Annotated in this window: 21 protein-coding genes; all 21 read left to right on the forward strand. The window is 67.8% G+C overall.

Annotated elements, in window-relative coordinates; translation table 11 throughout:
* Positions 1-28 precede the first annotated feature (28 nt).
* The 21 genes from HT136_RS13600 (at position 29) to HT136_RS13700 (ending at position 25,124) form a co-directional block, all read left to right on the forward strand.
* On the forward strand, positions 29-1,039 hold the full coding sequence (locus HT136_RS13600; protein ID WP_214200343.1) for a cysteine synthase A: 1,011 nt from the start codon (positions 29-31) through the stop codon (positions 1,037-1,039).
* 17 nt (positions 1,040-1,056) lie between these two features.
* Positions 1,057-1,455 (forward strand): hypothetical protein, encoded by a 399-nt coding sequence (locus tag HT136_RS13605; RefSeq protein ID WP_246543697.1) that lies wholly within the window; start codon positions 1,057-1,059, stop codon positions 1,453-1,455.
* 816 nt (positions 1,456-2,271) lie between these two features.
* Positions 2,272-2,775, forward strand: a complete 504-nt coding sequence (locus tag HT136_RS13610) for a division/cell wall cluster transcriptional repressor MraZ (protein ID WP_214200344.1) — start codon at positions 2,272-2,274, stop codon at positions 2,773-2,775.
* Positions 2,772-3,785: a 16S rRNA (cytosine(1402)-N(4))-methyltransferase RsmH gene (gene rsmH, locus HT136_RS13615; protein ID WP_214200345.1), complete on the forward strand. Its 1,014-nt coding sequence runs from the start codon at positions 2,772-2,774 to the stop codon at positions 3,783-3,785. Before HT136_RS13610 ends, rsmH begins: the two co-directional genes overlap by 4 nt.
* Positions 3,782-4,369, forward strand: a complete 588-nt coding sequence (locus HT136_RS13620; RefSeq protein ID WP_214200346.1) for a hypothetical protein — start codon at positions 3,782-3,784, stop codon at positions 4,367-4,369. Before rsmH ends, HT136_RS13620 begins: the two co-directional genes overlap by 4 nt.
* A gap of 5 nt (positions 4,370-4,374) precedes the next feature.
* Positions 4,375-6,144: a peptidoglycan D,D-transpeptidase FtsI family protein gene (locus HT136_RS13625; protein WP_214200487.1), complete on the forward strand. Its 1,770-nt coding sequence runs from the start codon at positions 4,375-4,377 to the stop codon at positions 6,142-6,144.
* Positions 6,141-7,619 (forward strand): UDP-N-acetylmuramoyl-L-alanyl-D-glutamate--2,6-diaminopimelate ligase, encoded by a 1,479-nt coding sequence (locus HT136_RS13630; protein WP_214200347.1) that lies wholly within the window; start codon positions 6,141-6,143, stop codon positions 7,617-7,619. Before HT136_RS13625 ends, HT136_RS13630 begins: the two co-directional genes overlap by 4 nt.
* On the forward strand, positions 7,616-9,118 hold the full coding sequence (locus HT136_RS13635; protein ID WP_214200348.1) for a UDP-N-acetylmuramoyl-tripeptide--D-alanyl-D-alanine ligase: 1,503 nt from the start codon (positions 7,616-7,618) through the stop codon (positions 9,116-9,118). The genes HT136_RS13630 and HT136_RS13635 overlap by 4 nt, the downstream gene beginning before the upstream one ends.
* Before the next feature lie 17 nt (positions 9,119-9,135).
* Entirely contained in the window at positions 9,136-10,206 is a 1,071-nt protein-coding gene (gene mraY, locus HT136_RS13640) for a phospho-N-acetylmuramoyl-pentapeptide-transferase (RefSeq protein WP_214200349.1), read from the forward strand.
* Positions 10,207-10,219: 13 nt separating this feature from the next.
* The gene (gene murD, locus HT136_RS13645; protein ID WP_214200350.1) at positions 10,220-11,596 is read left to right on the forward strand and encodes a UDP-N-acetylmuramoyl-L-alanine--D-glutamate ligase; all 1,377 of its coding nucleotides are present in this window, start codon (positions 10,220-10,222) and stop codon (positions 11,594-11,596) included.
* Entirely contained in the window at positions 11,596-12,858 is a 1,263-nt protein-coding gene (locus tag HT136_RS13650) for an FtsW/RodA/SpoVE family cell cycle protein (RefSeq protein ID WP_214200351.1), read from the forward strand. The genes murD and HT136_RS13650 overlap by 1 nt, the downstream gene beginning before the upstream one ends.
* Positions 12,855-14,135 carry an undecaprenyldiphospho-muramoylpentapeptide beta-N-acetylglucosaminyltransferase gene (gene murG, locus HT136_RS13655; protein WP_214200352.1) on the forward strand — a complete coding sequence of 427 codons (1,281 nt, stop codon included), beginning with the start codon at positions 12,855-12,857 and terminating at the stop codon, positions 14,133-14,135. The genes HT136_RS13650 and murG overlap by 4 nt, the downstream gene beginning before the upstream one ends.
* Positions 14,132-15,553 carry a UDP-N-acetylmuramate--L-alanine ligase gene (gene murC / locus HT136_RS13660; RefSeq protein ID WP_214200353.1) on the forward strand — a complete coding sequence of 474 codons (1,422 nt, stop codon included), beginning with the start codon at positions 14,132-14,134 and terminating at the stop codon, positions 15,551-15,553. Before murG ends, murC begins: the two co-directional genes overlap by 4 nt.
* Positions 15,550-16,452, forward strand: a complete 903-nt coding sequence (gene murB / locus HT136_RS13665) for a UDP-N-acetylmuramate dehydrogenase (protein ID WP_214200354.1) — start codon at positions 15,550-15,552, stop codon at positions 16,450-16,452. The genes murC and murB overlap by 4 nt, the downstream gene beginning before the upstream one ends.
* On the forward strand, positions 16,449-17,408 hold the full coding sequence (locus HT136_RS13670) for a D-alanine--D-alanine ligase (RefSeq protein ID WP_214200355.1): 960 nt from the start codon (positions 16,449-16,451) through the stop codon (positions 17,406-17,408). The genes murB and HT136_RS13670 overlap by 4 nt, the downstream gene beginning before the upstream one ends.
* Positions 17,405-18,343, forward strand: a complete 939-nt coding sequence (locus tag HT136_RS13675; RefSeq protein ID WP_214200356.1) for a cell division protein FtsQ/DivIB — start codon at positions 17,405-17,407, stop codon at positions 18,341-18,343. Before HT136_RS13670 ends, HT136_RS13675 begins: the two co-directional genes overlap by 4 nt.
* 34 nt (positions 18,344-18,377) lie before the next feature.
* On the forward strand, positions 18,378-19,658 hold the full coding sequence (gene ftsA / locus HT136_RS13680; protein ID WP_214200357.1) for a cell division protein FtsA: 1,281 nt from the start codon (positions 18,378-18,380) through the stop codon (positions 19,656-19,658).
* Between the two features lie 206 nt (positions 19,659-19,864).
* Complete coding sequence (gene ftsZ / locus HT136_RS13685; RefSeq protein ID WP_214200358.1) at positions 19,865-21,391, forward strand: cell division protein FtsZ; 1,527 nt, start codon at positions 19,865-19,867, stop codon at positions 21,389-21,391.
* 254 nt (positions 21,392-21,645) lie between these two features.
* The gene (locus tag HT136_RS13690) at positions 21,646-23,499 is read left to right on the forward strand and encodes a tetratricopeptide repeat protein (RefSeq protein ID WP_246543699.1); all 1,854 of its coding nucleotides are present in this window, start codon (positions 21,646-21,648) and stop codon (positions 23,497-23,499) included.
* A gap of 196 nt (positions 23,500-23,695) precedes the next feature.
* Positions 23,696-24,202, forward strand: coding sequence for a type III secretion system chaperone family protein (locus HT136_RS13695; RefSeq protein ID WP_214200359.1), 507 nt, complete (start codon positions 23,696-23,698; stop codon positions 24,200-24,202).
* A gap of 109 nt (positions 24,203-24,311) precedes the next feature.
* Positions 24,312-25,124: a pyrroline-5-carboxylate reductase family protein gene (locus HT136_RS13700; RefSeq protein WP_214200360.1), complete on the forward strand. Its 813-nt coding sequence runs from the start codon at positions 24,312-24,314 to the stop codon at positions 25,122-25,124.
* Positions 25,125-25,166 lie beyond the last annotated feature (42 nt).

Consider the following 25,166-nt stretch of genomic DNA (forward strand, 5'->3'; position numbering starts at 1 on the left):
CGCAGGGACAGTTCCTAAGTCATCGGCCATGACAGCACCCAACGCTACAGCTTCGTCGATTGATCTCATCGGCAATACGCCGCTCGTCCTGCTCAAGGGGCCCAGCGCGGCCGCAGGATGCGAGATCTGGGGCAAGTGCGAGTTCGCCAATCCCGGGGCCTCGGTCAAGGACCGGGCGGCCTTGTGGATCATCCGCGACGCCGAAAACCGGGGTGAGCTCCAGCCCGGCGGCACGGTGATCGAGGGCACGGCGGGCAATACCGGCATCGGCATCGCGCTCGTCGCCAACGCGCGCGGCTACAAGTCCGTCATCGTCATGCCCGACAACCAGTCCAAGGAAAAGATGGATACGCTGCGGGCGCTTGGCGCCGAGCTGGTCCTCGTTCCGCCCACCAAGTTCGCCGACCCCAACCACTTCGTGCACACCTCGCGCCGTCTTGCCGAGGAAGCCGAAGGCGCGATCTGGGCCAACCAGTTCGACAACGTGGCCAACCGCAAGGCGCACATCGAGAGCACCGCACCCGAGATCTGGGAGCAGCTTGGCGGCCGCATCGACGGCTTTACCTGCGCAGCGGGGACCGGGGGCACGATCGCGGGCACGGGGCTCGGCCTCAAGGCCTTCGACGAGAGCATCACGGTGGCACTCACCGATCCGCACGGCGCGGCGCTTTACAACTATTTCGCGCATGGCGAGCTCAAGGCTGAAGGCTCCTCGGTTGCCGAGGGCATCGGGCAGGGGCGCATCACCGCCAATCTCGAAGGCGCCCCGATCGACACGCAGTTCCGCATTTCCGACGAGGAGGGGCTCGAATGGGTGCGCCGCCTCCTCTCCGAAGAAGGGCTGTGCCTGGGGCTGTCCTCGGGCATCAATGTGGCCGGCGCGGTCGCGCTCGGTCGCAGCCTGGTGGCACAGGGCAAGCGCGAGGCGCGCGTCGCCACGATCCTGTGCGACACCGGCTTTCGCTACTTGTCCACACTTTACAACCCGGAATGGCTCGAGGCCAAGGGGCTCCCCGTCTTTCCGTGGTTGGCACGCTGAGGTAATCTTCCCAAGTAATGGCAACCAAGCTTCCCCCCCAGGTTCTCGAGCCGCTGACTTCGGCGCAGCATTACGCGCCGCCCAGCTCGCGCGAACTGCGCTCGCAGGCGGTGCACCGCCTGCAGGTGGGGTTGTTCGGGCTGTGCGCCATGCTGCTGATCGTCGGTCTTGCCAGCATCATCATGGATCGCGCGCGCCGGGTGGACCGTCAGGACCCCATTCATGATGTCGTTGCGGCCGATGCGCCCGACAAGAAGCCGGCGAGCGATCCGCTGGCCGACATCGGCGTGATGCCCGCGGCGGAGCCTTCGCCGTCCCCGACTCCGAATGCCCCGGAGCAGCAGGGCGCGCCGGCGAACCCAGCTCCACCGGCCCCGGCCGGTGCGGCGATGGGGAACCCCGCGCCCCAGTCCTGACGCCTGCGCGCGGCTCGCGACCGCGCGGAGCGCATCGTCCCCGAAGCTCCCCGAAATTTCCGTTTTTGCCGGGCAGGGGGCTTGGTCCCGCTTTGCACGGCTCTGGCCGAAAAATATCCCGTATTTCCGGGTCTTGATGGCTGGGGAGGGAGGCTTGCGGCGTGCGCCTGGTGCAATCTGCCCAGCTTATGGGCTACGCGCTTGCCACTTATGGGGATTTGCAGGGACGCGTGGGAGCGGCGCAATTCTCTGCTTCCCATCTCCACGGCGCCTCTCATTTTTCTAATGGCGGCCATGTCCTGCCCGCGTCCTCGCTAAATCGCTGTTTTCGGGGGTGTTGATTCGATGCTTTCGGGTTTCGCCGAGTTCGGGAATTGGGGGGAGGGAGTGGCTTCGACAGCTCTCGATCGCGCTCATCGCAAGGTCGCTGCGTCCGGATGGCCACTCTTTTGGGTCCGAGTGGGGATGATCGGGGATCGGTGGGGCTGCGCACCTCCGAGGTGCGAAAATGCCTTCGGAAAATACATAAAAACATGTAATTTCAGTAATATCGCAGGTTAATTTAGGGTTATCCTCTTGCGGAGAAGCACGCTCGGTAGAGCTCCGGAGCCCGCATTTGCGACGAAAATTCCCACCAATCCCCAAATTTCCCTTTAATCGCCTAAAATGCCGGGTTAGAAGAATAGGCAATCGGAATGACTGAGTCTCGCTGCGCCCTGTCTGTAGGGGCGTGGAACCCTGTCGCGCACCTGCGCTTCGGGGGTGATCTTGGTCATGCTCCGGGCGGCGCAATCCACGGGGATCGAACAGGGCGGCATGGCTGGGCAGCCAACCATCTACAGCGGACAGGGCTTCTCGCTTATACGCGACAAGAAGCGCTTCGTGCTGCCCAACTCCTTGCGCACCAGCGTGCGCGAGTCGAGCGGCAAGGACGTGCTGTGCCTGGCCAAGCATCCCGAGTGGAAATGCCTCGTCGGTTTCGGTCTCTCGCGCGTCGACGAGTTCGAGAAGCAGCTCGATGCGGAGGAAGAGCGCGCGGACCGCGCCGGTCGCGCCTTCAACCGCGACAAGCGCGCGATGCAGCTTTATTCGTTCCAGCAGGTGCCCTTCGACGGTTCGGGCCGCTTCGTCCTGCCCGAGGCGCTTTCGGGCCTCGCCAATGTCGACGAGCAGCTTTTCTTCCAGGGCGTGGGCCGTTTCATCACGATCTGGAACCCTGAGGAACTCTACGCGCTCGCCGGCGATCCCGAGATGGAGACGATCGTCGCCACCTGCCGTTCGCTGGCCGAGGCCGAACTTGCCAAGGCGAAGAAGAAATGAGCGCGTCCGACGCCGCCGGGGCGCCCCACATTCCGGTCCTGCTCGACGAAGTCGAGGCCGCGCTGCTCCCGCTCGAGGGCCAGGTCGTGGTCGACGCCACCTTTGGCGCGGGCGGCTATACCCGCCGCCTGCTCGACGCGGGCGCGACCGTTCACGCCTTCGACCGCGATCCCGATGCGATCGCGGCCGTCCATGCGCATCCCGAGCGTTGGCCCGAACTGGCCAGCGTTCCCCCCCGCCTGGTCCTGCATCCCCGCCGCTTCTCCGAGATGGTCGCGGCCCTGCGCGAAGCAGGGCTCGAGGCCGTCGACGGGGTCGTGGCCGATATCGGTGTCTCCTCGATGCAGCTCGACCAGGCGGAACGGGGCTTCGCCTTCGCCAGCGACGGCCCGCTCGACATGCGCATGAGCCAGGACGGCTACTCGGCCGCCGACTTCGTCAACGAGGGCGACGAAGCCGCGATCGCCGACGTGCTCTACCTCTACGGCGAGGAGCGCCAGTCGCGCCGGGTCGCCCGCGCGATCGTCGCGGCGCGTCCGCTGACCACCACCGGCGAGCTTGCCCGGGTCATCCGCAAGGCGCTCGGCCATCGTCCCGGCGCGCCCAAGGACCCGGCCACGCGCAGCTTCCAGGCCATCCGCATCCACGTCAACGGCGAGCTCGACGAGCTCGAGGCGGCGCTGGCGGGGGCCGAGGAAATGCTGCGCGAAGGCGGGCGGCTTGCGGTCGTCACTTTCCACTCGCTGGAAGATCGCATCGTCAAGCGCTTCCTCAAGGAAGCCAGCGGGCAGGGCCAGTCCACCTCGCGCCACCTGCCTCTCGTCGCATCGGGGCCGGAGGCGACCTTTGCCAAAGTGGCGAAGCCCGTAAAGCCCGGCGAGGCCGAGCTCGACGTCAATCCCCGATCGCGCTCGGCGACCTTGCGCAGCGCCATCCGCACATCCACCCGTCCCCGCAAACCCGCTTCCCAGACAATGGCTGACCGCTCCCCCGGAAGGAAATCCGCATGAACCTGACCCACGACCGCGTCCGTTCCATCGGGTGGATTTCCGTGCTGGTGATCTGCGGGGCCATGCTGGTGGCACTGACCTTGCGCGTGAACGCGGTGAAGAGCGAGGTCTTCGTGACCGAGAAGCGCATCGTCTACACGCAGCAGCAGATCAACTTCCTCGAGACCGAGTTCCAGACCCGCTCCAACCAGCAGGCGCTCAAGAAGCTCAATGACCTGGAGTTCGGCTACCAGGCGCCGAGCGCGGGGCAGTACCTCGAGGGCGAGCGCCAGCTGGCCGCGCTTGGCGCCGCGCCGGGACCCGACGCGCCCGCGCCGATCCGCTACGCCAACGCCGATCCGGCGCAAGTCCCCGGCGAGGGTACGGCGCAGGAGGCCGAGGAGAAGGCGGGCTCGCTGCTCGCTATGGTCAATCCGGTGAGCGGTGCCACCGCGGCCGCGATGCCCGAAAGCGAGCGTCGCCGCGAACTGGCGAGCGCCAAGGCCGCTTCGCGTGACGCCGAGGGCGAGCGCCTGCGCGGGCAGGCCGCCGACCTCTCGCAGCGCCTGGCCAGCATCGAGGTCGCGGAGGCGGCCAACCAGTGAACGCGATGGTCCACCCGAGCACGGTGCCGATCACGGTGACGGCCGGCTCGCGCGGGCTTGCGAACGTGCGCCAGCGCTCCTTGCTGGTGGCCAAGCTGCGCACCTTGTGGGTGCTCGGCCTGTTCCTGCTGGTGGGCCTCCTGGCGTTCTTGCGCATCGTCTACCTCGGCCTCACCGGCCCTTCGCCGCGCGAGGTGAGCCTCAACGACCTGCTCACCCCGCAGCGCGGCGAGATCGTCGATCGCAACGGGGCGCCGCTGGCGCGCGATTTCCGGGTCTATTCGCTCTGGTTCAACCCCAAGGCGATGACCGAGGGTTCGCCGCTGATCCATTCGCCGGCCGAAATCGCCGCGGGCCTCGCCCGGATCTTCCCCGACATCGACCAGGCCGAGATCATCGCCAAGCTCAAGGCGGGCAAGCCGGGCTACTTGCGCAAGTCGCTCCTGCCCGAAGAGGCGAACCGCGTCCACGAACTGGGCGAACCCGCGCTCGAATTCCCGCTCGAGACCACGCGCTACTACCCGCAGGGCTCGCTTGCCGCCCACGTGCTGGGCTATGTCGACAGCTACGGGCACGGCAAGGTCGGCATGGAGGAGTACTACGACAAGGAGCTGGCCAGCCCCGAGGGACGCGCCAAGCCGTCGGTCATCTCGATCGACTTTCGCGTCCAGAGCGCGCTCGAGGACGAACTGGCCAAGGGTATCGAACTGTCCAACGCCAAGGGCGCGGCGGGGGTGATCCTCGATGTCGACACCGGTGAAGTCCTGGCGCTGGCCTCGCTGCCGAGCTTCGATCCCAACCACGTCAAGCCCAACGACATGGTGGTGACGCCCGAAGAGGCGAAGATGGGCGAGGTGCCGCGCGGCTTCAACCGTGCCACCAACCAGGTCTACGAGCTGGGTTCGACCTTCAAGCCGATCACCGTGGCGGCCGCGATCGATGCGGGCGTGATCACCGATCTCTCGCGCCGCTGGTCGGCCAAGCCCTTCAAGATGGGCCGCTTCACGATCAAGGACATGCACTCGATGGGCGCCACGCTCAACGTGGAAGAGACCCTGATCCACTCCTCGAACGTGGTGACCGCGCAGATCGCCGACGAACTGGGCGGCGTGAAGCTGAAGAAGACGATGGAGAACCTGGGCATGAACGCGCGGCCCTCGATCGAGCTGCCCGCGCGCGGCATGCCGATCTGGCCGAGCGGCGTCTGGCCGCGCCTGCGTACGATGACGGTTTCCTATGGCCACGGCCTCGCGGTGACGCCGCTGCACCTGGCCGAAGCCTATGCCGCGCTCGTCAACGGAGGCATCTGGCGCCCGGCGACGCTGCGCAAGCTGTCGCCTTCCGAAGTGCCCCAGGGCCGGCGCGTGTTCAGCGCGGCGACGTCGGCGCGCATCCGCCAGCTGCTGCGCATGATCGTGCTCTACGGCACCGGTCGCAAGGGCGATGCCCCGGGCTTCCGCATCGGCGGCAAGACCGGTTCGGCCGAGAAGCCGGGCGTGGGCGGCTATCGCCATCACGCGCTCATCTCGACGTTCGCCTCGGCCTTTCCGATGGACAGGCCGCGTTATGTCGTCATAGCCATGATGGACGAACCGCAGGGGACGGCCGCCACGTCCTACCAGCGAACCGCCGCCTGGAATGCGGCGCCGGTGGTGGCCCGCGTCGTCCCGCGCATCGGGCCGCTGCTCGGCATCATGCCGGACGAGACCCGCGACATCGACATCTCGGACCTCAAGAACCTGGTCCCTCAGGAAACAAGCGAAGACCCCGAATGAAGCTTTCCCTCCTCTGCGCCGCCGCCGGCATTCCGCTTTCCGGTCCTGATGCAGAGGTGACCGGGTTCGCCATCGACCATCGCAAGGTGGCGCCCGGCACGGTGTTCGGCGCCTTCAAGGGCGCGCGCTTCAATGGCGAGGACTACATCGCCGACGCGCTCGCCTCGGGCGCGGTGGCGGTGGTTTGCGCCAGCGCGGCGCCCACCGAAGGCGCGGCAACCTTCGTCGATGCCGAACCGCGGCGTCTTTTCGCGCGCCTTGCCGCGCCCTTCTTCACGCCCGTACCCGAGACGCTGGTCGCGGTCACCGGCACCAACGGCAAGACCTCGAGCGTCGAGCTCACCCGCCAGCTGTGGCACATGGCGGGCGAGCGCGCGGCCTCGATCGGCACCCTGGGGGTGACGACAAGCCTGGAAAGCGTTTCGACCGGGCTCACCACCCCCGACATCGTGACGTTCCTCGCCAACCTTACCGGCCTGGCGCGCGAGGGCGTGAGCCATGTCGCCTACGAGGCGTCTAGCCACGGGCTTGCCCAGTTCCGCATCGAGGGGCCGCGCGTCCTAGCCGGGGCCTTCACCAATCTCAGCCGCGACCATCTCGACTACCATGCGACCATGGACGACTATTTCGCGGCCAAGATGCGCCTGTTCGACGAAGTGGTCGCCCCCGATGGCACGGCGGTGATCTGGGCCGACGACCTCTGGTCGGACAAGGCGATCGCCCATGCGCGTGCGCGCGGCCTCAAGGTCTTGACGGTCGGCGCGAAGGGGCAGGACATCCGTCTCGTCGACCGCACTCCGGGCGGGCTTGGCCAGCAGCTCGAGGTCGAACACGCGGGCGTTTCGCGGATGATCGCGCTTCCGCTGATCGGCGCCTACCAGGCCGCCAACGCGCTCGTCGCGGCGGGGCTGGTGCTGGCGAGCGGCGGCAAGGCCGACACGGTGTTCGATGCGATGAAGCGCCTCGTCACAGTGCGCGGGCGGCTTGAGCGCGCGGCGATTACCGGGGCCGGCGCGCCGGTCTACGTCGACTATGCGCATACGCCCGATGCGCTCGAAGCGGCGATTGCGGCGCTGCGTCCGCACGTCCATGGTCGCCTGATCGTGGTCTTCGGCGCGGGCGGGGACCGCGATACCGGCAAGCGCGCGCCGATGGGGCGGGTCGCGGCCGAGCAGGCGGATATCGCCATCGTCACCGACGACAATCCGCGCGGCGAGGACCCGGCGAGCATCCGCGCGATGGTGCTCGAAGGCATGGAAGGGGGCGCACAGGTGCGCGAGATCGGCGACCGGCGCGAGGCGATCGGCGCCGCGCTCGCCGAGGCGAAAGGGGGCGACATCGTCCTCATCGCCGGCAAGGGGCATGAGCAGGGGCAGATCATCGGCAGTGGCGCGCAGATGCGCGTGCTGCCCTTCGACGATGTCGGCGTGGCTCGCGAGATGGCGGGCGCGCTGGGGAAGGTGAGCGAAGCATGACGGCACTGGCACGAATTCTCGAATGGCCTGCGGACGAAGCCGAGGACACCCTGCACGGCGGATTGTGGGATGCAAGCTCGCTCGAACGCGCGATGAAGGGAACGGCCAGTGCCGATTTCGTCGTCACCGGGGTCGAGATCGACAGCCGTGACGTGCAGCCGGGCGACTTGTTCTTTGCCCTGAAAGGCGAGGCGATGGACGGCCACCGCTTCGTCGAGATGGCCTTTGCCAAGGGCGCCGTGGCCTGCGTGGTCGACCGTCCGGTGGCGGGCCCCCACGTGCTGGTCAAGGATACCATGGAGGCGCTCGAACGGCTCGGCGCGGCCTCGCGGGCCCGCGCGCGCGGGCCGATCATCGGCGTCACCGGATCGGTCGGCAAGACCGGGGTCAAGGAGATGCTGTTCGATGGGCTCGAGCGCGCGACGCGCGGCGATGCGCACCGTTCGGTCAAGAGCTACAACAACCATGTCGGGGTTCCGCTGAGCCTTGCGCGCATGCCTGCGAGGGCGCGCTACGGCGTGTTCGAAATGGGCATGAACCACGCCGGCGAGATCGCCGCGCTGACCCGTCAGGTGCGTCCGAACGTGGCGGTGATCACCACCATCGCGCCCGCGCATATCGAGAATCTGGGGTCGGAAGAGGCCATCGCGGACGCCAAGGCCGAAATCTTCCAGGGCCTCGAGCGCGGCGGCACCGCCGTCATCCCGGCCGACAACCCGCATTTCGAGCGCCTGCGCAAGGCGGCGCTGCGCTGCGGCGCGCATGTCGTCTCGTTCGGGCGCTCGGCGCACGCCAGCGTGCGCCTGCTCGACACGGTCGATGCGATCGGCGGCGGATCGCTGGTGACGGTCGACATGGGCGATCGGCGGGTGTGCTACAGCGTGGCCGCGCCGGGCGAGCACCAGGTGATCAATTCGCTGGCGGTCATGGCCGCGGTGCGCGCGGTGGGCGGCGATCTGGGTGCGGCGGGTGTGGCGCTCGCCGAAATGGGTGGCCTTGCCGGGCGCGGTGCGCGCCTCGAGATCGTGGTCCCGGGCGGCGAGCCGGACGCGGCCGGGCAACGTCGCGCGCTGCTCATCGACGAGAGCTACAACGCCAATCCCGCCTCGATGCGCGCCACGCTCGCGCAACTTGGCCGCACGGGCGCCAAGCGCCGGATTGCCGTGCTTGGCGCGATGAAGGAACTGGGTACCCACGGGCCCGGCTACCATGCCGCGCTCATCGAGCCGATCCGCGAGGCCGGCGTCGACTATCTGGTGCTGGTCGGCGACGAAATGACGCCGCTTGCCCGCGAACTTGAAAACGGGGTGGAGCCGGGGGAAAACGCGGCCAAATCGCTTGGCAAACCGGCCGCCTTCGCGCATTGCGCAAACGTAGGGGAAGCTCTGGATCGCGTGCGCGCCTTCGGTCTCGAAAGCGGGGATGCCATCCTTGTCAAAGGGTCCAATTCGGTGGGCCTGGCGTCCCTCGTTTCGGAGCTGAACAAGCAGGAAGGGTGAAGGGTCGCTCCCGCAAGATGCTGTATCTCATCGCAGAATGGTTTCACTATGAGGGGATTGCAAACCTCTTCCGCTACCAGACCTTCCGGGCCGGTGGCGCGCTTTTGTTTGCGCTTCTCGTCGGCCTGCTGATCGGCCCCCGCTTCATCAACATGCTGCGCATCCGGCAAGGCAAGGGCCAGCCGATCCGCGAGGACGGCCCGCAGAGCCACCTCGCCAAGCGCGGGACCCCCACGATGGGCGGTCTGATGATCCTGACCGCGCTCATCGTCACGATGGTGCTGTTCATGGACATCACCAACCCGTTCGTCTGGGCCTGCATCGCGGTGACGGTCGGCTTCGGCGCGATCGGCTTCATGGACGACTACGACAAGGTGGCCAAGCGCAGCACCGCCGGCCTTCCGGGGCGCGTGCGCCTGCTCCTGGAATTCGCGGTGGCGGGCGTCGCCTCGTACATCATCGTCAGCCAGCTGAACACCAACCTCTACGTCCCCTTCCTGACCGGACGCTACATCCCGCTGGGTCCGCTCTACTACGTGTTCGCGGCCTTCGTGATCGTGGGCGCAGGCAATGCGGTCAACCTCACCGATGGGCTCGATGGCCTGGCGACCTTCCCGGTCTTCGTCGCGGCGGGCACTTTCGCGATCATCTGCTACCTCGCGGGTCGCTACGACTTCGCGCATTACCTGGGCATCCCGCACGTGCCGGGCGCGGGCGAACTGGCGATCTTCTGCGCCGGGATCATGGGGGCGTGCCTTGCCTTCCTGTGGTTCAACGCGCCGCCGGCCGCGGTGTTCATGGGGGATACCGGAAGCCTCGCCCTTGGCGGCGCGCTCGGCTGCATTGCCGTTGCCGCGCACCACGAGATCGTGCTGGCGGTCGTGGGCGGGCTCTTCGTGCTGGAGGCGGCCTCGGTGATCATCCAGGTCTTCTGGTTCAAGCGCACCGGGCGCCGGGTCTTCCGCATGGCGCCGATCCACCACCATTTCGAACAGCTGGGCTGGAAGGAATCGACCGTGGTCGTGCGCTTCTGGATCATCTCGCTGGTCTTGGCCGTGCTTGGCCTCGCCACGCTCAAGCTGCGATGAGGAAGGCGGCGCCGTGATCGTTTCCCCCGCCTTTGCCGGCAAACGCTACGCGGTCCTCGGGCTCGCCCGTTCCGGCATGACGGCGGTTCGCGCGTTGCTGGCGAGCGGGGCCTACGTGATGGCCTGGGACAGCCGCGACGAGCCCCGGCAGGTGCTCATGCCCGACTGCGCGCAAGGCATGTGCGAGCTGGCCGATCCGGTCAGTGCGGACCTGTCCGGCTACGAAGGCGTCGTCGTGTCGCCCGGTGTTCCGCTCAACACCCACGCCATCGCCGCCGCGGCCGCGCGGGCCGGGGTCCCGGTGATCGGCGACATCGAGCTTTTCGCACTGGCCCGCCCCAGCCTGCCCGCGCACCGCGTGGTCGGCATCACCGGGACCAACGGCAAGTCGACGACCACCGCGCTGGTGCGCCACCTGCTCGAGAAGGCGGGCGTGCCCGTGCGCATGGGGGGCAACATCGGCTTGCCCATCCTGGGTACGGTTCCGCTCGAGCCCAACGAGAACGGTGCCGGCGTCTACGTCCTCGAGCTTTCGAGCTACCAGATCGACCTTACCCGCAGCCTTGCCTGCGACGTCGCCGCGCTGCTCAATGTCACCCCCGACCACCTCGACCGTTACGACGGCTTCGAAGGCTATGCGGCTTCCAAGGCCCGTCTCTTCGCGATGCAGTCCGAAGGGCAAGCGGCGGTCTTCGGCAAGGGCGACGTGACGACGCTGGGCATTGCCGCGCGCGAGGAAGCACGTCGCGAGGTGGGTGCGGTGCGCCGCGTCGATGGCGCCGACCTCGCCGCGCTGCAGAAGGACTGGCCCTCGTTGCAGGGCCCGCACAACCTCCAGAACGCGGCCGTCGCCGTGGCCATCGTCGAGGCGCTGGGGCTTGACCGCGCGCAGTGGGAGCCGGCCTTGCGCGATTTTCGCGGGCTGCCGCACCGCATGGAATGCGTCGCCAAGGCGAAGGGCGTGCTCTACATCAACGACAGCAAGGCGACCAACCCGGCCTCGGCCGCGCCCGCCATTGCCGCGTTCCCGCCCGATCCCGAACCGCGCATCCACTGGATCGTGGGCGGGCTGCCCAAGGGCGACAACCTCGACGAGTGCAAGCCCTGGTTCGGCAACATCGCGGCGGCCTACACCATCGGCGATGCCGGGCCGCTCTTCGCCGAGATCCTCGAACCCCACACCCGCATCGTGCGCAGCGAGATGATGGCGCAGGCCATCCAGCAGGCGATGGAAGCCGCGCGCCCCGGTGACGTGGTGATGCTTTCGCCCGCCTGCGCAAGCTTCGATCAGTTCCGTGACTACGAGGCGCGCGGGCAGGCCTTCCGGCAGATTGTCGAGGCGCTGCTCACGCCCGAAAGCGTGCACGGGGAGGGAGAGGCACAGACCTGATGGCCAGCATCGCGCCCGAATTCCGCCGCAAGGGCCGTGCCCATAAGGGGACGGTGGCCAGCCACTTCGCGCCTGCGGCCGGTGCCTTGCCGGGAGGCAAGTCCCCCGCCGGTCGCAACCGCCGCCAGCGGCTCGCGGTGTGGTGGCAGGAGATCGACCGTCCCGCCTTGCTGATCGTGCTGCTGCTCATGGGTATCGGCGCGATCGCGGTCGCGGCGGGCTCGCCCGCGTCGGCGCGCCGCCTGTCGACTTCGGCCGAGCGGTTGCCCGACTTATACTTCTTTTACCTGCACATGCGCTGGCAGTTCCTGGGCATCGCGGCCATGCTGTGGGCCTCCAGCCTCGACAAGGATTCGGCGCGTCGCTTCGCCATCCTCATCGCCGGACTGATGTTCGCCGCGCTTTTCCTCGTGCCCGTCGTCGGCCACGAGGTGAACGGCGCCAAGCGCTGGCTGAACCTGGGCATCTCGCTCCAGCCGTCCGAATTCCTCAAGGTGGGCTGGCCGATCCTGCTCGCCTGGGTGCTCTCGTGGCGTGCGCGCGATCCCAATATTCCGGTGGTGGGCATCTGCTTCGGTGTGATGGCGGTGCTGGCCGCCTTGCTGATGCTTCAGCCCGACTTCGGCTCGACGATGCTGTTCTCGGGTACGTTCCTGGTGATGGTGCTGCTCTCGGGCTTCGACATGCGCCGCATGGGGGCCTTTGGCGGCGTGGGCGCGGTGCTGATCGTGATCATGTATTTCACCTATCCCAACGGGCGCAACCGCATCGACAACTTCCTGTTCGGGGGCACGGCCTTCGACCAGGTCGACCTCGCCGAGCGCACTTTGCTCAACGGCGGGTGGACCGGGCAGGGCTTCTGGATGGGCGTGCGCAAGATGGCGTTGCCCGAAGCGCACACCGACTATATCTTCTCGGTGATCGGCGAGGAATTCGGCCTGATCGCCTGCATCGTGATCGTGTGCCTCTACATCGCCTTCCTGGTGCGCGTGCTGATGCGCCTGGTGGACGAGGAGGACCTCTTTACCGTGCTCGCCGGTTCGGGAATGGCCGCACAGTTCGGCGGTCAGGCCTTCATCAACATCCTGGTCAATCTTCAGCTCTTCCCCTCCAAGGGCATGACGCTGCCGCTGATCAGCTATGGCGGCTCGTCGACGATCGCGCTGTGCCTGACGATGGGCCTGCTTTTCGCGATCACCCGGCGCAACCCCTTTATCCGGCGCGAGCGGTTCAGCCTGCGTCCTAACGGAGACCTTTCATGAGCGCCGTCACGCGCCATTACGTTCTCGCCGCCGGGGGTACCGGCGGGCACCTGATTCCGGCTTTTGCGCTGGCGGCCGAGCTGCACCGGCGTGGGCACCACGTCGCGCTCATCACCGACGAGCGCGGCGCGAAGATTCCCGGCAAGCCCGAGTACCTGACCGCCCACGTGCTGCCGCAGGGGCGCATCGCCGGCAAGAACCCGCTGAACTGGATCAAGGGCGCGCGCGGCGTGCTCCAGGGGCGCTCGATGGCCAGGCGCCTGTTCGAGAGCTTCCAGCCGAGCGCGGTCGTCGGCTTCGGCGGCTACCCCTCGCTGCCCACGATGCTGGCCGCGACCTCGGCGAAGATCCCGACGATCCTGCACGAGCAGAACGCCGTGCTCGGGCGCGTCAACCGCTACTTCGCGAGCAAGGTCGATGCGATCGCCACTCCTTGCGAGGACGTCGATTTCCTCGACCGCAAGTTCGAGGCCAAGGTTACGCTGGTCGGCAACCCGGTGCGCCCCGAAGTCCTGACCCTGCGCGAGGAACCGTTCCCCGAATTCGGCGAGGACAGCCTATTTCGCATCCTCGTCACCGGCGGCAGCCAGGGCGCGCGGATTCTCAGCCAGGTGATACCCGAAGCGCTGGCGATGCTGCCGCCCACGCTGCGCTCGCGCCTGCAGGTGATCCAGCAGGCCCGGCCCGAGGATATCGAAAGCGTGCGCCAGCGCTACGCGCACCACGGCATCCCGGCCGAACTCGCGACTTACTTCGAGGACATGGCCGAGCGGCTCGCCGGCGCGCACTTGTTCATCGGACGCTCGGGCGCTTCGACCATCGCCGAGCTGACCGCGGTGGGGCGCCCGGCCATCCTCATTCCGCTGCCTTACGCCATGGACGACCACCAGGTCGCCAACACGCGCGAGATCGTGGCGGCGGGCGGGGCGCGGGTGATTCGCCAGCCCGCCGTCACCACCGAGGAGCCCGAGGCGATCGCCGACCTCGACAAGCGCAACGCGCTGCTCAAGGAACAGGGCGCTATCTTCGACAAGATGGCCAAGGACATCTGCCTGCAGATCCAGGCCATCGCCAAGAACCCCGAGACGCTCGCCAACGCGGCGCACGCCTCGTGGAACTGCGGCTATCCCAAGGCCGCCAGGGATCTTGCCGACCTTGTCGAGAGCTTCGGCGCCGCCCCTATAATGGACGTGCTGCGCGTGGTGCCCGAAGGCGGGGCTCCGGCGCAAGGTGGCGAGGCGCTTGCCCGCCGCCTGACTTTGGAGAATGCGCAGTGAAGGCCGTCGGCACCGATATCGGGACCATCCATTTCGTCGGCATCGGCGGCATCGGCATGTCGGGCATTGCCGAGGTCATGCATAACCTGGGCTATTCGGTGCAGGGCTCGGACATGGCTGAAAGCTACGTCGTCGAGCATTTGCGCGCGCGCGGGATCACGGTCGCGATCGGCCAGAAGGCGGAGAACGTGAACGGGGCGGCGGTCGTCGTCACCTCGACGGCGGTCAAGCGTTCGAACCCCGAGGTCGTCTACGCGCTGGAAAACCGCATTCCCGTCGTGCGCCGGGCCGAGATGCTGGCCGAACTGATGCGGCTCAAGTCCACGGTCGCGGTCGCGGGCACGCACGGCAAGACCACCACCACCTCGATGGTGGCCGCCCTTCTCGATGCGGGCGGGATCGATCCCACCGTCATCAACGGCGGCATCATCAACGCCTATGGTTCGAACGCAAGGCTTGGCGAAAGCGACTGGATGGTGGTCGAGGCCGACGAGAGCGACGGCTCGTTCCTGCGCCTTGATGGCACCATCGCGGTCGTCACCAACATCGATCCCGAGCACCTCGACCATTACGGCTCGTTCGAGAAGGTCAAGGAGGCCTTCGTCGAATTCATCGAGAACGTGCCCTTCTACGGCGCCGCGCTGCTGTGCATCGACCATCCCGAAGTCCAGGCGGTGATCCCCAAGGTGCGCGATCGCCGCGTGGTGACCTACGGCTTTTCCGCGCAGGCCGACATCCGCGGCGAGAACGTCACCCCGATCCCGGGCGGCAACCGCTTCGACGTGGCGCTGCGCCAGCGCGACGGCAGCTTCCGGCGGATCGAGGGCATCGAACTGCCGATGCCCGGCCGCCACAACGTGCAGAACGCGCTCGCCGCCATCGGCGTCGCGGTCGAGATGGGCTGCGCGCACGCGGTGATCCAGACCGGCTTTGCCAAGTTCGGCGGGGTCAAGCGCCGGTTCACCAAGGTCGGCGAGATTGCGCTCGAGGGCGGCGAGGCCACCGTCATCGACGACTACGGGCACCACCCCGTGGAAATCCGCGCCGTGCTCGCCGCCGCGCGCGAGGGCGTGAAGGGCCGTGTCATCGCCGTTGCGCAGCCGCACCGCTTCACGCGCCTGCGCGATCACATGGACGAGTTCGAGAGCTGCTTCAACGACGCCGACGTGGTCTACGTCGCGCCCGTCTACGCGGCGGGCGAGGAGCCGATCGACGGTGTCGACAGCGCGCACCTGGTCAAGGGCCTCAAGGCGCGCGGGCACCGCAGCGCGCACGAGATTGCCGGACCGGATGCGCTCGCCGCGACGCTGGCGGACACCATTCTTCCGGGCGACATGATCGTGTGCCTGGGCGCGGGCGACATCACCAAGTGGGCCGCCGGCCTTGCCGGTGCGGTCGGGGAAAAGCGCAAGGCATGAACGCCGAGACCTCCTCCCTGCCGGCCGTTCACGGCAAGCTGACGGCCAACGCGCCGCTGGCGCCGCTCGTCTGGTTCAAGGCGGGCGGTGCGGCCGAGTGGCTGTTCGAGCCCAGGGACGTCGCCGATCTCCAGGCGTTTCTCAAGGACCTCGATCCCGCCGTTCCGGTCCTGGCCCTGGGCCTGGGTTCGAACATGATCGTGCGCGACGGCGGGGTACCGGGCGTGGTGATCCGGCTCGGCAAGCCTTTTGCCAAGGTCGCCGCGCTCGACGCGGTGACGCTCGAATGTGGCGGGGGCGCTTCGGGCATCCTCGTTTCGTCGACCGCGCGCGACGCCGGGATCGCCGGGACCGAATTCCTGCGCTCGATCCCGGGCACCGTGGGCGGCTTCGTGCGGATGAACGGCGGGGCCTATGGCGGCGAGGTCAAGGATATCCTCGTGTCGTGCGATGTGGTGCTGCGCTCGGGCGAGCTGGTCACGCTCGCCAACGCGGACCTGGGCTACACCTACCGTCACTCCGAGCTGCCCGAAGGCGCGGTGGTCGTTTCCGCGCGCTTCCGTGGCCGCCCCGGCGAGAGCGCGGCGATCCAGGCCGAGATGGACCGCATTTCCGCCAGCCGCGAGGCCAGCCAGCCGCTGCGCTCGAAGACCGGCGGCTCGACCTTCAAGAACCCCGAAGGCCATTCGGCCTGGAAGCTGGTCGACGAGGCCGGCTGCCGGGGGCTCCAGATCGGCGGCGCGCAAGTCTCCGAAAAGCACACCAATTTCCTGCTCAACACGGGCGATGCCACCAGCGCCGACATCGAGGCGCTGGGCGAGGAAGTGCGCCGCCGCGTGAAAGAGAACTCGGGCATCACGCTCGAATGGGAAATCCAGAGAATAGGTACCGCAAAGTGACTCTCCCCAAGCTCCACGTCGCCGTCCTCATGGGTGGCTGGTCGAACGAACGCCCCGTCTCGCTGATGAGCGGGGAGGGCGTTGCCAAGGCGCTCGAGAGCAAGGGCCACAAGGTCACGCGCATCGACATGGACCGCGAGGTCGCGCAGCGTCTGGCCGAGGCGAAGCCCGACGTCGTCTTCAACGCGCTCCATGGCGCGCCGGGTGAGGACGGCACGGTGCAGGGCATGATGGACCTGATGGGCCTCACCTACACCCATTCGGGCCTGGCGACCTCGGTCATCGCGATCGACAAGGAGCTGACCAAGCAGGCGCTCGTCCCCCACGGCGTGCCGATGCCGGGCGGACGCGTGGTCGAGACCGCGAGCCTGTTCGACAAGGACCCGCTGCCCCGGCCTTATGTGCTCAAGCCCGTCAACGAGGGGTCTTCGGTCGGCGTCGCGATCGTCACCGCCGAAGGCAACTACGGCAACCCGATCTCGGCCGAGGCCAAGGGGCCGTGGCAGGAATTCGACCAGCTGCTTGCCGAGCCCTACATTCGCGGGCGCGAGCTGACGACGGCGGTGATCGGGACCCGCGCGCTGCTGGTCACGGAACTGAAGCCCAAGTCGGGCTTCTACGACTTCGATTCCAAGTATACCGACGGCATGACCGAGCACGTGTGCCCGGCGCAGATCCCGGCCGAAATCACCGAGGCCTGCAAGGCGCTGGCGCTGCGCGCGCACCAGTTGCTCGGCTGCAAGGGTACCAGCCGTTCGGACTTCCGCTGGGACGATACGCAAGGGGTGGAAGGCCTGTTCCTCCTTGAGACCAACACCCAGCCGGGCATGACCCCGCTCAGCCTCGTGCCCGAACAGGCCAAGGCCTGCGGGATCGAATATCCCGACCTCGTCGAGATGATCATCGCCGAGGCGCTCGAAGACGCCGAAAAGGCCCGTAAGGCCAAGGCCAAATGAGCACCACGATCAAGCGCAAGGGCAAGACCGCCCGCAAGGCCGCCGCGGCGCAGGGCAACCGCGCGAAGGTGCGCGTCGCCAAGGCCAAGGGGGGCAGCGCGCTCGACATGGCGATGGGCTGGCTGCCTTTCACCGAAGCGCAGCTCCAGCGCCTGTTCGTGCTGCTGATCCTGGCGGGCGTCGCGGCGATCGCGTGGATCATCGCCTCGGCGGCCGGGGTTCCGGGTCTGGCGGAAGACCGCTTCGCGCAAGTCTCCAAGCAGGCCGGCTTCGAGGTCAAGCACATCGAGCTGCGCGGGGTGAAGAACATCAACGGGCTCAAGGTCTACGAGCGCGCGCTTTCGCAGAAATACCGCGCGATGCCGCTGGTCGACCTCGACGAATTGCGCAACGACCTGCTCCAGCTCTCGTGGGTCAAGGACGCGCGCGTCTCGCGCCAGCTGCCCTCGACAATCGTCATCGACATTGTCGAGCGCACCCCGCGCGCGGTGCTGCGCAAGGCCGATACGTACGCGCTGATCGACGAAACCGGACACGAGCTGCAGGACATCAGCCGCAAGGACGCGCAGGGCAAGCTGATCGTCTCGGGCGAGGGGGCGGGGCAGCGGATCCTCCAGCTTTCGCACTTGCTTGACGCCGCGCCCGCGCTGAAACCGCGCGTGCGCGAGGCGCAGTGGGTGGGTGAGCGGCGCTGGAACCTGGTGTTCGAGACCGGGCAGGTCCTCGCGCTTCCCGAAGGCGCGCAGGAGGCGAGCGGCGCGCTCGTCACTTTCGCGCGGCTCGACGGCACCAACCGCCTGATCGGCGGCAAGGCACTGGCCTTCGACATGCGCGCGCCCGACCGCGTCTACATGCGCGTGCCCGAAGGCGAAGGGCAGGAACTTTCGACCTCGGGCGGCGCAGTGGCGCTCGCCTCGGAGGGCAACGGGCAATGACCATGAACCCTCGGTGGGCAACAGGGACGATCTGATGGCGGGCACACGGATCAGCAAGGTTTTCGGGGCGGTCAATATCGGCTCGTTCCGCATCTCGGCGATCATCGCGGGGATCTCGGAAAGCGGCGACCTCGTCGTGCTCGGCTCCGGGCACCGGGCAAGCCAGGGGATCAAGCGCGGCTTCGTCACCGACATGGCGGCGGCAACTTATGCCGTGCGCGATGCCATCGAGCGCGCCGAGCGCATGGCCGACGTTTCGGTCCAGAAGGTGTGGATCGGCTGCTCGGGCGCGGGGCTCGCCAGCCGCCTGCTGCCCTTCGACGCCGAGATCGGCGGACGCCGGATCGAGCAGGAGGACATCGACCAGCTGCTCGTCGCCGCGCGCGACGCGATCCAGCCCGACGGGCGCATGGTGCTCCACGCGCAGCCTGCGCAGTACCGGCTCGACGGGGCGCACGGGGTTGCCGATCCTTGCGGCCTTCACGCCGAGCGTCTGGGGGTCGACATCCACGTCATGCTGGCCGACGGGGCCCCGATCCGCAATCTCACCGAGGCGGTGCAGAGCGCACACCTCGACGTCGAGGCTGTGGTCGGCTCGCCGATCGCGGCGGGCTTCGCCTGCCTCTCGCCTGAGGAGCGCGAGCTAGGCGTGGCGCTGGTCGAGTTCGGGGCGGAAGTGACCAACGTCTCGCTCTACGCGGGCGGCATGCTGCGCGACCTCGTCTCGATCCCGATCGGTTCGGCCGACATCACCGACGCGATCGCCTCGGCCTTCGGCATCCGCCGCTACCAGGCCGAGCGCCTGAAGTGCGTCAACGGCTCGGCGATCGCCAGCCCGCACGACCATCGCGAGATGATCCCGGTCAACGCGCCGGGCGAGGAAGGCACCGGCCCCATCGCGCGCCACGCCGACGACAAGAACCGCATCCCGCGCGCGGAACTGATCGGGGTGATCACGGGGCAGCTCGGTGCGCTGATGGAAGAGGTCAACAAGGCGCTCAAGGTCATGCAGTTCTCCAGCCAGCGCGGCAAGCAGGTGGTCTTCACCGGCGGCGGGGCGGAGCTGGTGGGCCTGGCCGATTACGCGCAGGCCGCGATCGGGCGCCCGGTGCGTATCGGGCGCGTGCCGCACCTGTCCGGTCTTGCCGAGGCGCACCTCAAGCCGGGTTTCTCCACTTTGACGGGTCTGGTACTCTATGCCTCGAACGACCCGGTCGACATCCGCAGCTTCGCGCGCCACCAGAACCGCACGGTGAAGCTGGGCTGGAACGGAATGTTCGGGCGTATCTTTCAGGCGCTCAAGGAATATTTTTGAGTTGGCCTATAGTGGCCTGATCGGGAAAGTATTTCCCAACGTTCGGACGGGTCGTGCCGCAGGAGCGATGGGGGTGGTCAAGACCGCTGGATTCGGGGGTTTTGGCTGTGGACAACACGTTGCTATCCTTTGCTTCGATGAGTCGAAGCGTGCAATCAGGATGGTCAAGTATTATCTGACGCGCATGTGTCTGGCAGGAGTCACAAATGAGCATTAACATCGGACTGCCGACGATCGACGAACTTCGCCCGCGTATCGTCGTCATCGGCGTAGGTGGCGCGGGCGGCAACGCCATCGCCAACATGATCCAGGCGCAGATCGAAGGCGTCGACTTTGTCGTCGCCAACACCGATGCGCAGGCTCTCAACAACTCGATTGCGGAAACCCGCATCCAGCTCGGACACGAGATCACCCAGGGGCTCGGCGCGGGCGCGCGTCCCGAAGTGGGGCGTGCGGCGGCCGAGGAATCGCTCGAGGAGATCGGGCGCATTCTCGAAGGCGTGCACATGGTCTTCATCGCGGCCGGCATGGGCGGCGGCACCGGCACCGGCGCGGCGCCGATCATCGCCCGCGCCGCGCGCGAGAAGGGCATCCTGACCGTGGGCGTCGTCTCCAAGCCGTTCCTGTTCGAGGGTACGCGGCGCATGCGCGCCGCCGAATCGGGCATCGAGGAACTGCAGAAGAACGTCGACACGCTCATCGTCATTCCCAACCAGAACCTGTTCCTGGTCGCCAAGGCGGAAACCACCTTCAAGGAGGCTTTCCAGCTCGCCGACGAGGTGCTCCAGCAGGGCGTGCGCTCGATCACCGACCTGATGATCATGCCTGGCCTCATCAACCTCGATTTCGCCGACGTGCGCTCGGTCATGGGCGAGATGGGCAAAGCGATGATGGGCACCGGCGAGGGCGAAGGCCCCAACCGCGCGCTCGAGGCGGCCGAACACGCCATCGCCAACCCGCTGCTCGACGGCGTCTCGATGCAGGGCGCCAAGGGCGTCATCATCTCGATCATCGGCGGCGAGGACATGAAGCTGCTCGAAGTCGACGAAGCCGCGAACCACATCCGCGAACTGGTCGACAGCGACGCCAACATCATCTGGGGCTCGGCCTTCAATCCCGAACTCGACGGCAAGATCCGCGTTTCGGTTGTCGCCACGGGCATCGAGCAGACCGCCGAGCAGGCCGAAATCGCGCCGCGCCCGACGGCGATCGGTGGCGGTCGCGGTCCGGTGCGCCCGGCCGTCCAGGCGCCTTCGATCTCGGTGCCCAGCGCGCCGCCGGCCCCGGTGTCGACCTCGTCGGCCTTCACACTTTCGACCCCGGCTCCCGCACCGGAACCCGCCCGCGCTCCCGAGCCCGAGGCGTTCACGCCTTCGGCCGAGCTTGAGCTGGGTGCGAGCGAGGAGCTCGACGAGGCCGAGGACGTCGCTGCGGATACCTACGGTAACGGTCAAGGCCTGGGCAGCGCGCCGATGAGCTTCGGAAACCGTGTGCCCCAGACCCCGCCGACCCGCCAGGACGAGCTGTTCGGCGGCGAAGCGGCCCGCGCCAGCGAGCCCGCGCCGGCGCCGGCACCGCAGCGTCCGGTCGGCGGCGGCAGCACGCTGTTCGAGCGCATGACCAGTCTTTCGCGTCCCAAGCCGGCCGCGCCGGGTGGTGAGCGCGGCGAGGGTGAGGATGACAACGCCTCGCTCAGCATTCCGCGCTTCCTCAACCGCCAGAACAACCAGTAAGCGCAAGCTCCGCGTTTGCACGCAGGCCGCAGCCACGTTCCGACACGTGACTGCGGCCTGTCTCGTATCCGGGATCCACGCGGTGCGTCGCGCGCAAGGGGCGCGATAGGGTGAAACGTGGGGCGGATGCGTTCAGGGATCATTTCGTGCCTTGCCGTCAAGGATACGAAGTATCATAGGTGGCGACCCGCTTTCGGGTGCATGAAGGCAAGACCCAGGCACCCGCTGTGAACAATTTGAATGCAAGGTTTGCGATGATCCGGCCCCCGGCCTTCTCCGCTACGTCGTTTCCAGTTCGCCCCGGCACGCGCCGCCTAGCTCGCGGAGCCTGGCTTGCCCTGGGTTGCGTGCTGCTGGCCGCGGTGCCGATGCGTTCGGCTGATGCGAGCGAAGTCGTGCAGGCCTTGCCCAATCCGAACGCCGCCAAGCTGGGTGACGCGCTTTCGCGGCTCGCGCGCAACCAGAACGATCTCGCCGCGCTGCTCGATGCGGGCAACGCGGCGCGCGAACTGGGGGATCTCGAGGCTTCTCGCCGGTTCTTCGAGCGGGCGCGCAACCTGGCGCCCGCCGAGGGGCGGATCGACGCCGGGATGGCGCGCACGGCCATGCTTTCGGGCGATCCGGTCAATGCCATCAAGGCGTTCGAGGTGGCCGAGCAGAAGGGTGTCAGCGGTGGCGACCTGCTGAGCGATCATGGTCTCGCGCTCGACATGGCGGGCGACAATGCGGCGGCGCAGGCGCTCTATACCCGCGCGCTTGCGCTGGGTGACAACGCGCAGGTGCGCCAGCGCATGGCAATCAGCCAGGCCATCGGCGGCGATCTTGCAGCGTCCGAGCAGACCTTGATGCCGCTGCTGCGCGAGCAGGACAAGCCGGCGTGGCGCACGCGCGCCTTCACGCTCGCGATCAGCGGAGACACGAAGGAGGCGATCAAGCTTGCCGAGCGGATCCTGCCCGGGGCGCTGGCCGAGGAAATCGCGCCCTATCTGCGTTACATGCCGCGCCTGACGCCCGCGCAGCAGGCAGCCGCGGCCAATCTTGGCCGTTTCCCGCGCTCGTCCGAGATCGGACGGGACAGCGCCAGCATTGCAGCCTACGCGCCCGCGCGCCCGGTGGCCAAACCGGACACCGCGCTGGTCCCCACTGGCGCGCCGCTGGGCAGCGCCAGCACGGCAAAGACGGCCACCCGGACGCCGGACCGTCGCTCGGGCTCGCGCTCGTTGCGCCTGGGTGAGCGGACGGTGCCCGATGCTTCGTCGCAGCGCGCCGCGACCAACAGCCGCAAGCCAGCCAAGGTGGTGCCGGAGGCGGAAAGCGAGCGCGTCGCGCCGCCCGAGCCCAAGCCCGGCATCGAAATCAGCGGCGCGACCACCGATGCCAATGGTGAACTGCTGCCGATCGCGCGGGGCTCCACGCCCCAGCCGGCTTCGGCCGCTTGGTCGGGTTTCGGGGCAAGCGTACAGCCAGCCGCGGTGCGTTCGGCGCCGGTCGGCCCGGTTGCCGCGAGCCCGGCCGCGCGCGCGCCGATTGCGCCGGGTTTCGTCGCCCAGGCCGGTCCGGCACCGAGCCTTCCGGCCACGGCTGCAGCGCCCAAGGCGTCCGCGGGGGAGGCGTCGCTTGCCGCTGCGCCACCGGTCGCCCCGCCCGTGCAAGCTCCTGCGCCGCGCCCTTCGCTGAGCGAGGCCTTTGCGGATCTCGGCAAGCCGGTGGTTGCCGACACGCCGATCGCGGGTGCGGTCGACTTGCGCAAGATCATTCCGGCGCGTGCGGCTCCGCCGCCGCCCCCGCCGCCGCCTCCTGCGCCTGAGAAGCCCAAGAAGCCTGCGCATCCCAGCCGGATCTGGGTGCAGATCGGGGTGGGCCAAGACACAAAGGCGATCGCCTTCGACTGGAACCGCTACCAGCGCCATTCGCCAGCTCTGTTCAAGGGGCGCGAGGCGCACGTGACGGCCATGGGCCAGACCAACCGCATCCTCGTCGGGCCCTTCGATACGCGCCAGTCGGCGAATGATTTCGTGACGGATTTCGGCAAGGCGGGTAACGGGACGGCGCTCGTGTGGACCAGTCCGGCCGGACAGGTCATCGACGAACTCGAGGCGGCCAAGTAATTCGCGCCAAGTGGTGTCTGCATTCTAGTGTTTGGGAAAACAGATGGAACAAACCCGTGGCAAAGCGGGTTTATCCACATCCTGTAAACAGACTTGTCAGGTTTTGCGCAAGTGAACGCGGCCCCTCCATTGTGCTGAGGCGGCAAGGCAAAGCATCCCTATCGGCGAACACGCGGAAGAGGGCTGCTTTGCCAATATGAGAATTGTGCGCGACGATATCGGGAATGACGACGATGCCGCCCCGGTGGAGATGCTGGCCTCGCTGTTCGAGGCGCGCGAGTGGCCCTTCGACCACGCGAGCGAGGACGAGATCTCGGCCGAGGTGAAAGGCGCCTGGGCGACCTATCAGATCCAGGCGGTCTGGCGGCGCGAGGACCACGTCCTCCAGCTCATGTGCCTGCCCGAGGTGCGCGTCTCCGAAGCCAAGCGCGCGCATGTCTACGAAGCCCTGGCATTGATCAACGAACAGCTCTGGGTCGGCCATTTCGACTTGTGGTCGAACGGTTCGGTGGTGCTCTACCGGCACGGGCTCATGCTCGGGCAGGACGGCCTTCTGGGGCCAGGCCAGGCGCAGATGGTGGTCGAGGCCGCGATCGAGGAATGTGATCGCTTCTACCCCGTGTTCCAGTTCATCCTGTGGGGTGACAAGACCCCCACCGAAGCCATCGCTGCGGCCATGGTCGACGCGCACGGCGAGGCCTGAAGCGCCTTCGACCGCAAGGGGGAGGGCAGGGGATGCCCTTGCCCCTTGCGGTCCACGTCCCTAAGTCGGCCCCGATCCAGACCGACACGCAGACAACGGGACGACTGACATGGCACGCTTTGAATCCATCCTCATCTACGCTTGCGGCAACATGGCCGGAGCCATGCTGGACGGGTGGCTCGCCGGTGGCGTCCCGGCCTCGACCTTCACCGTCTACAACCGCAGCCCCAAGACCGTTCCCGAAGGTGTGGAGCAGGTCACCGAAGTGCCGACGGGCCGCCACTTCGATGCGGTGATGATCGGGGTGAAGCCGCAGGTGCTGCCAAGCGTGGTGACCTCGATCGAATCGCTTGCCGGTCCGGACACGACGGTGTTCTCGATCCTTGCCGGCAACGAGCTGGCCAGCCTGGCCGAACAGTTCCCGCGTGCAGGGGCGATCCTGCGCATCATGCCCAATCTCGCCTGCGCGCTCGGCAAGTCGCCGATTGCGCTCGGCGCACGAGGGCTCGACGAGGCGGGCAAGGCAGCGGTGACCACGTTGATGGAGCCGCTCGGCACACCCGAGTGGCTCGAGGACGAGAACCAGTTCCACGCCGTCACCGCGCTTGCGGGAAGCGGTCCGGCCTATGTCTATCGCTTCATCGACGCGCTCGCGACGGGCGCGGCCGAACTCGGCATCGAGCCCGGTACCGCGCAGCGCCTCGCCACCGCGATGGTCGAAGGTGCGGCCGCGCTCGCCAGCGCCTCGCCGCTGTCGGCGGGCGAGCTGGCCGACAAGGTGGCGAGTCCGGGTGGCACCACGCGCGCGGGGATGAACGTTCTCGACGCGGACGGGGCGATCAACGCGCTGATGCTGGCCACGCTTACCGCCGCGCGCAACCGCAGCGCCGAGATGGCCGAGGAAGCGCGCGCAAAGCGCTGACCGGAGCCCCAACTGCGGCGGGCGGGTGCGAAAGAATCCGCG

This window comes from Novosphingobium profundi, assembly GCF_018491765.1.
Classification (GTDB): Bacteria; Pseudomonadota; Alphaproteobacteria; order Sphingomonadales; family Sphingomonadaceae; genus Novosphingobium; species Novosphingobium profundi.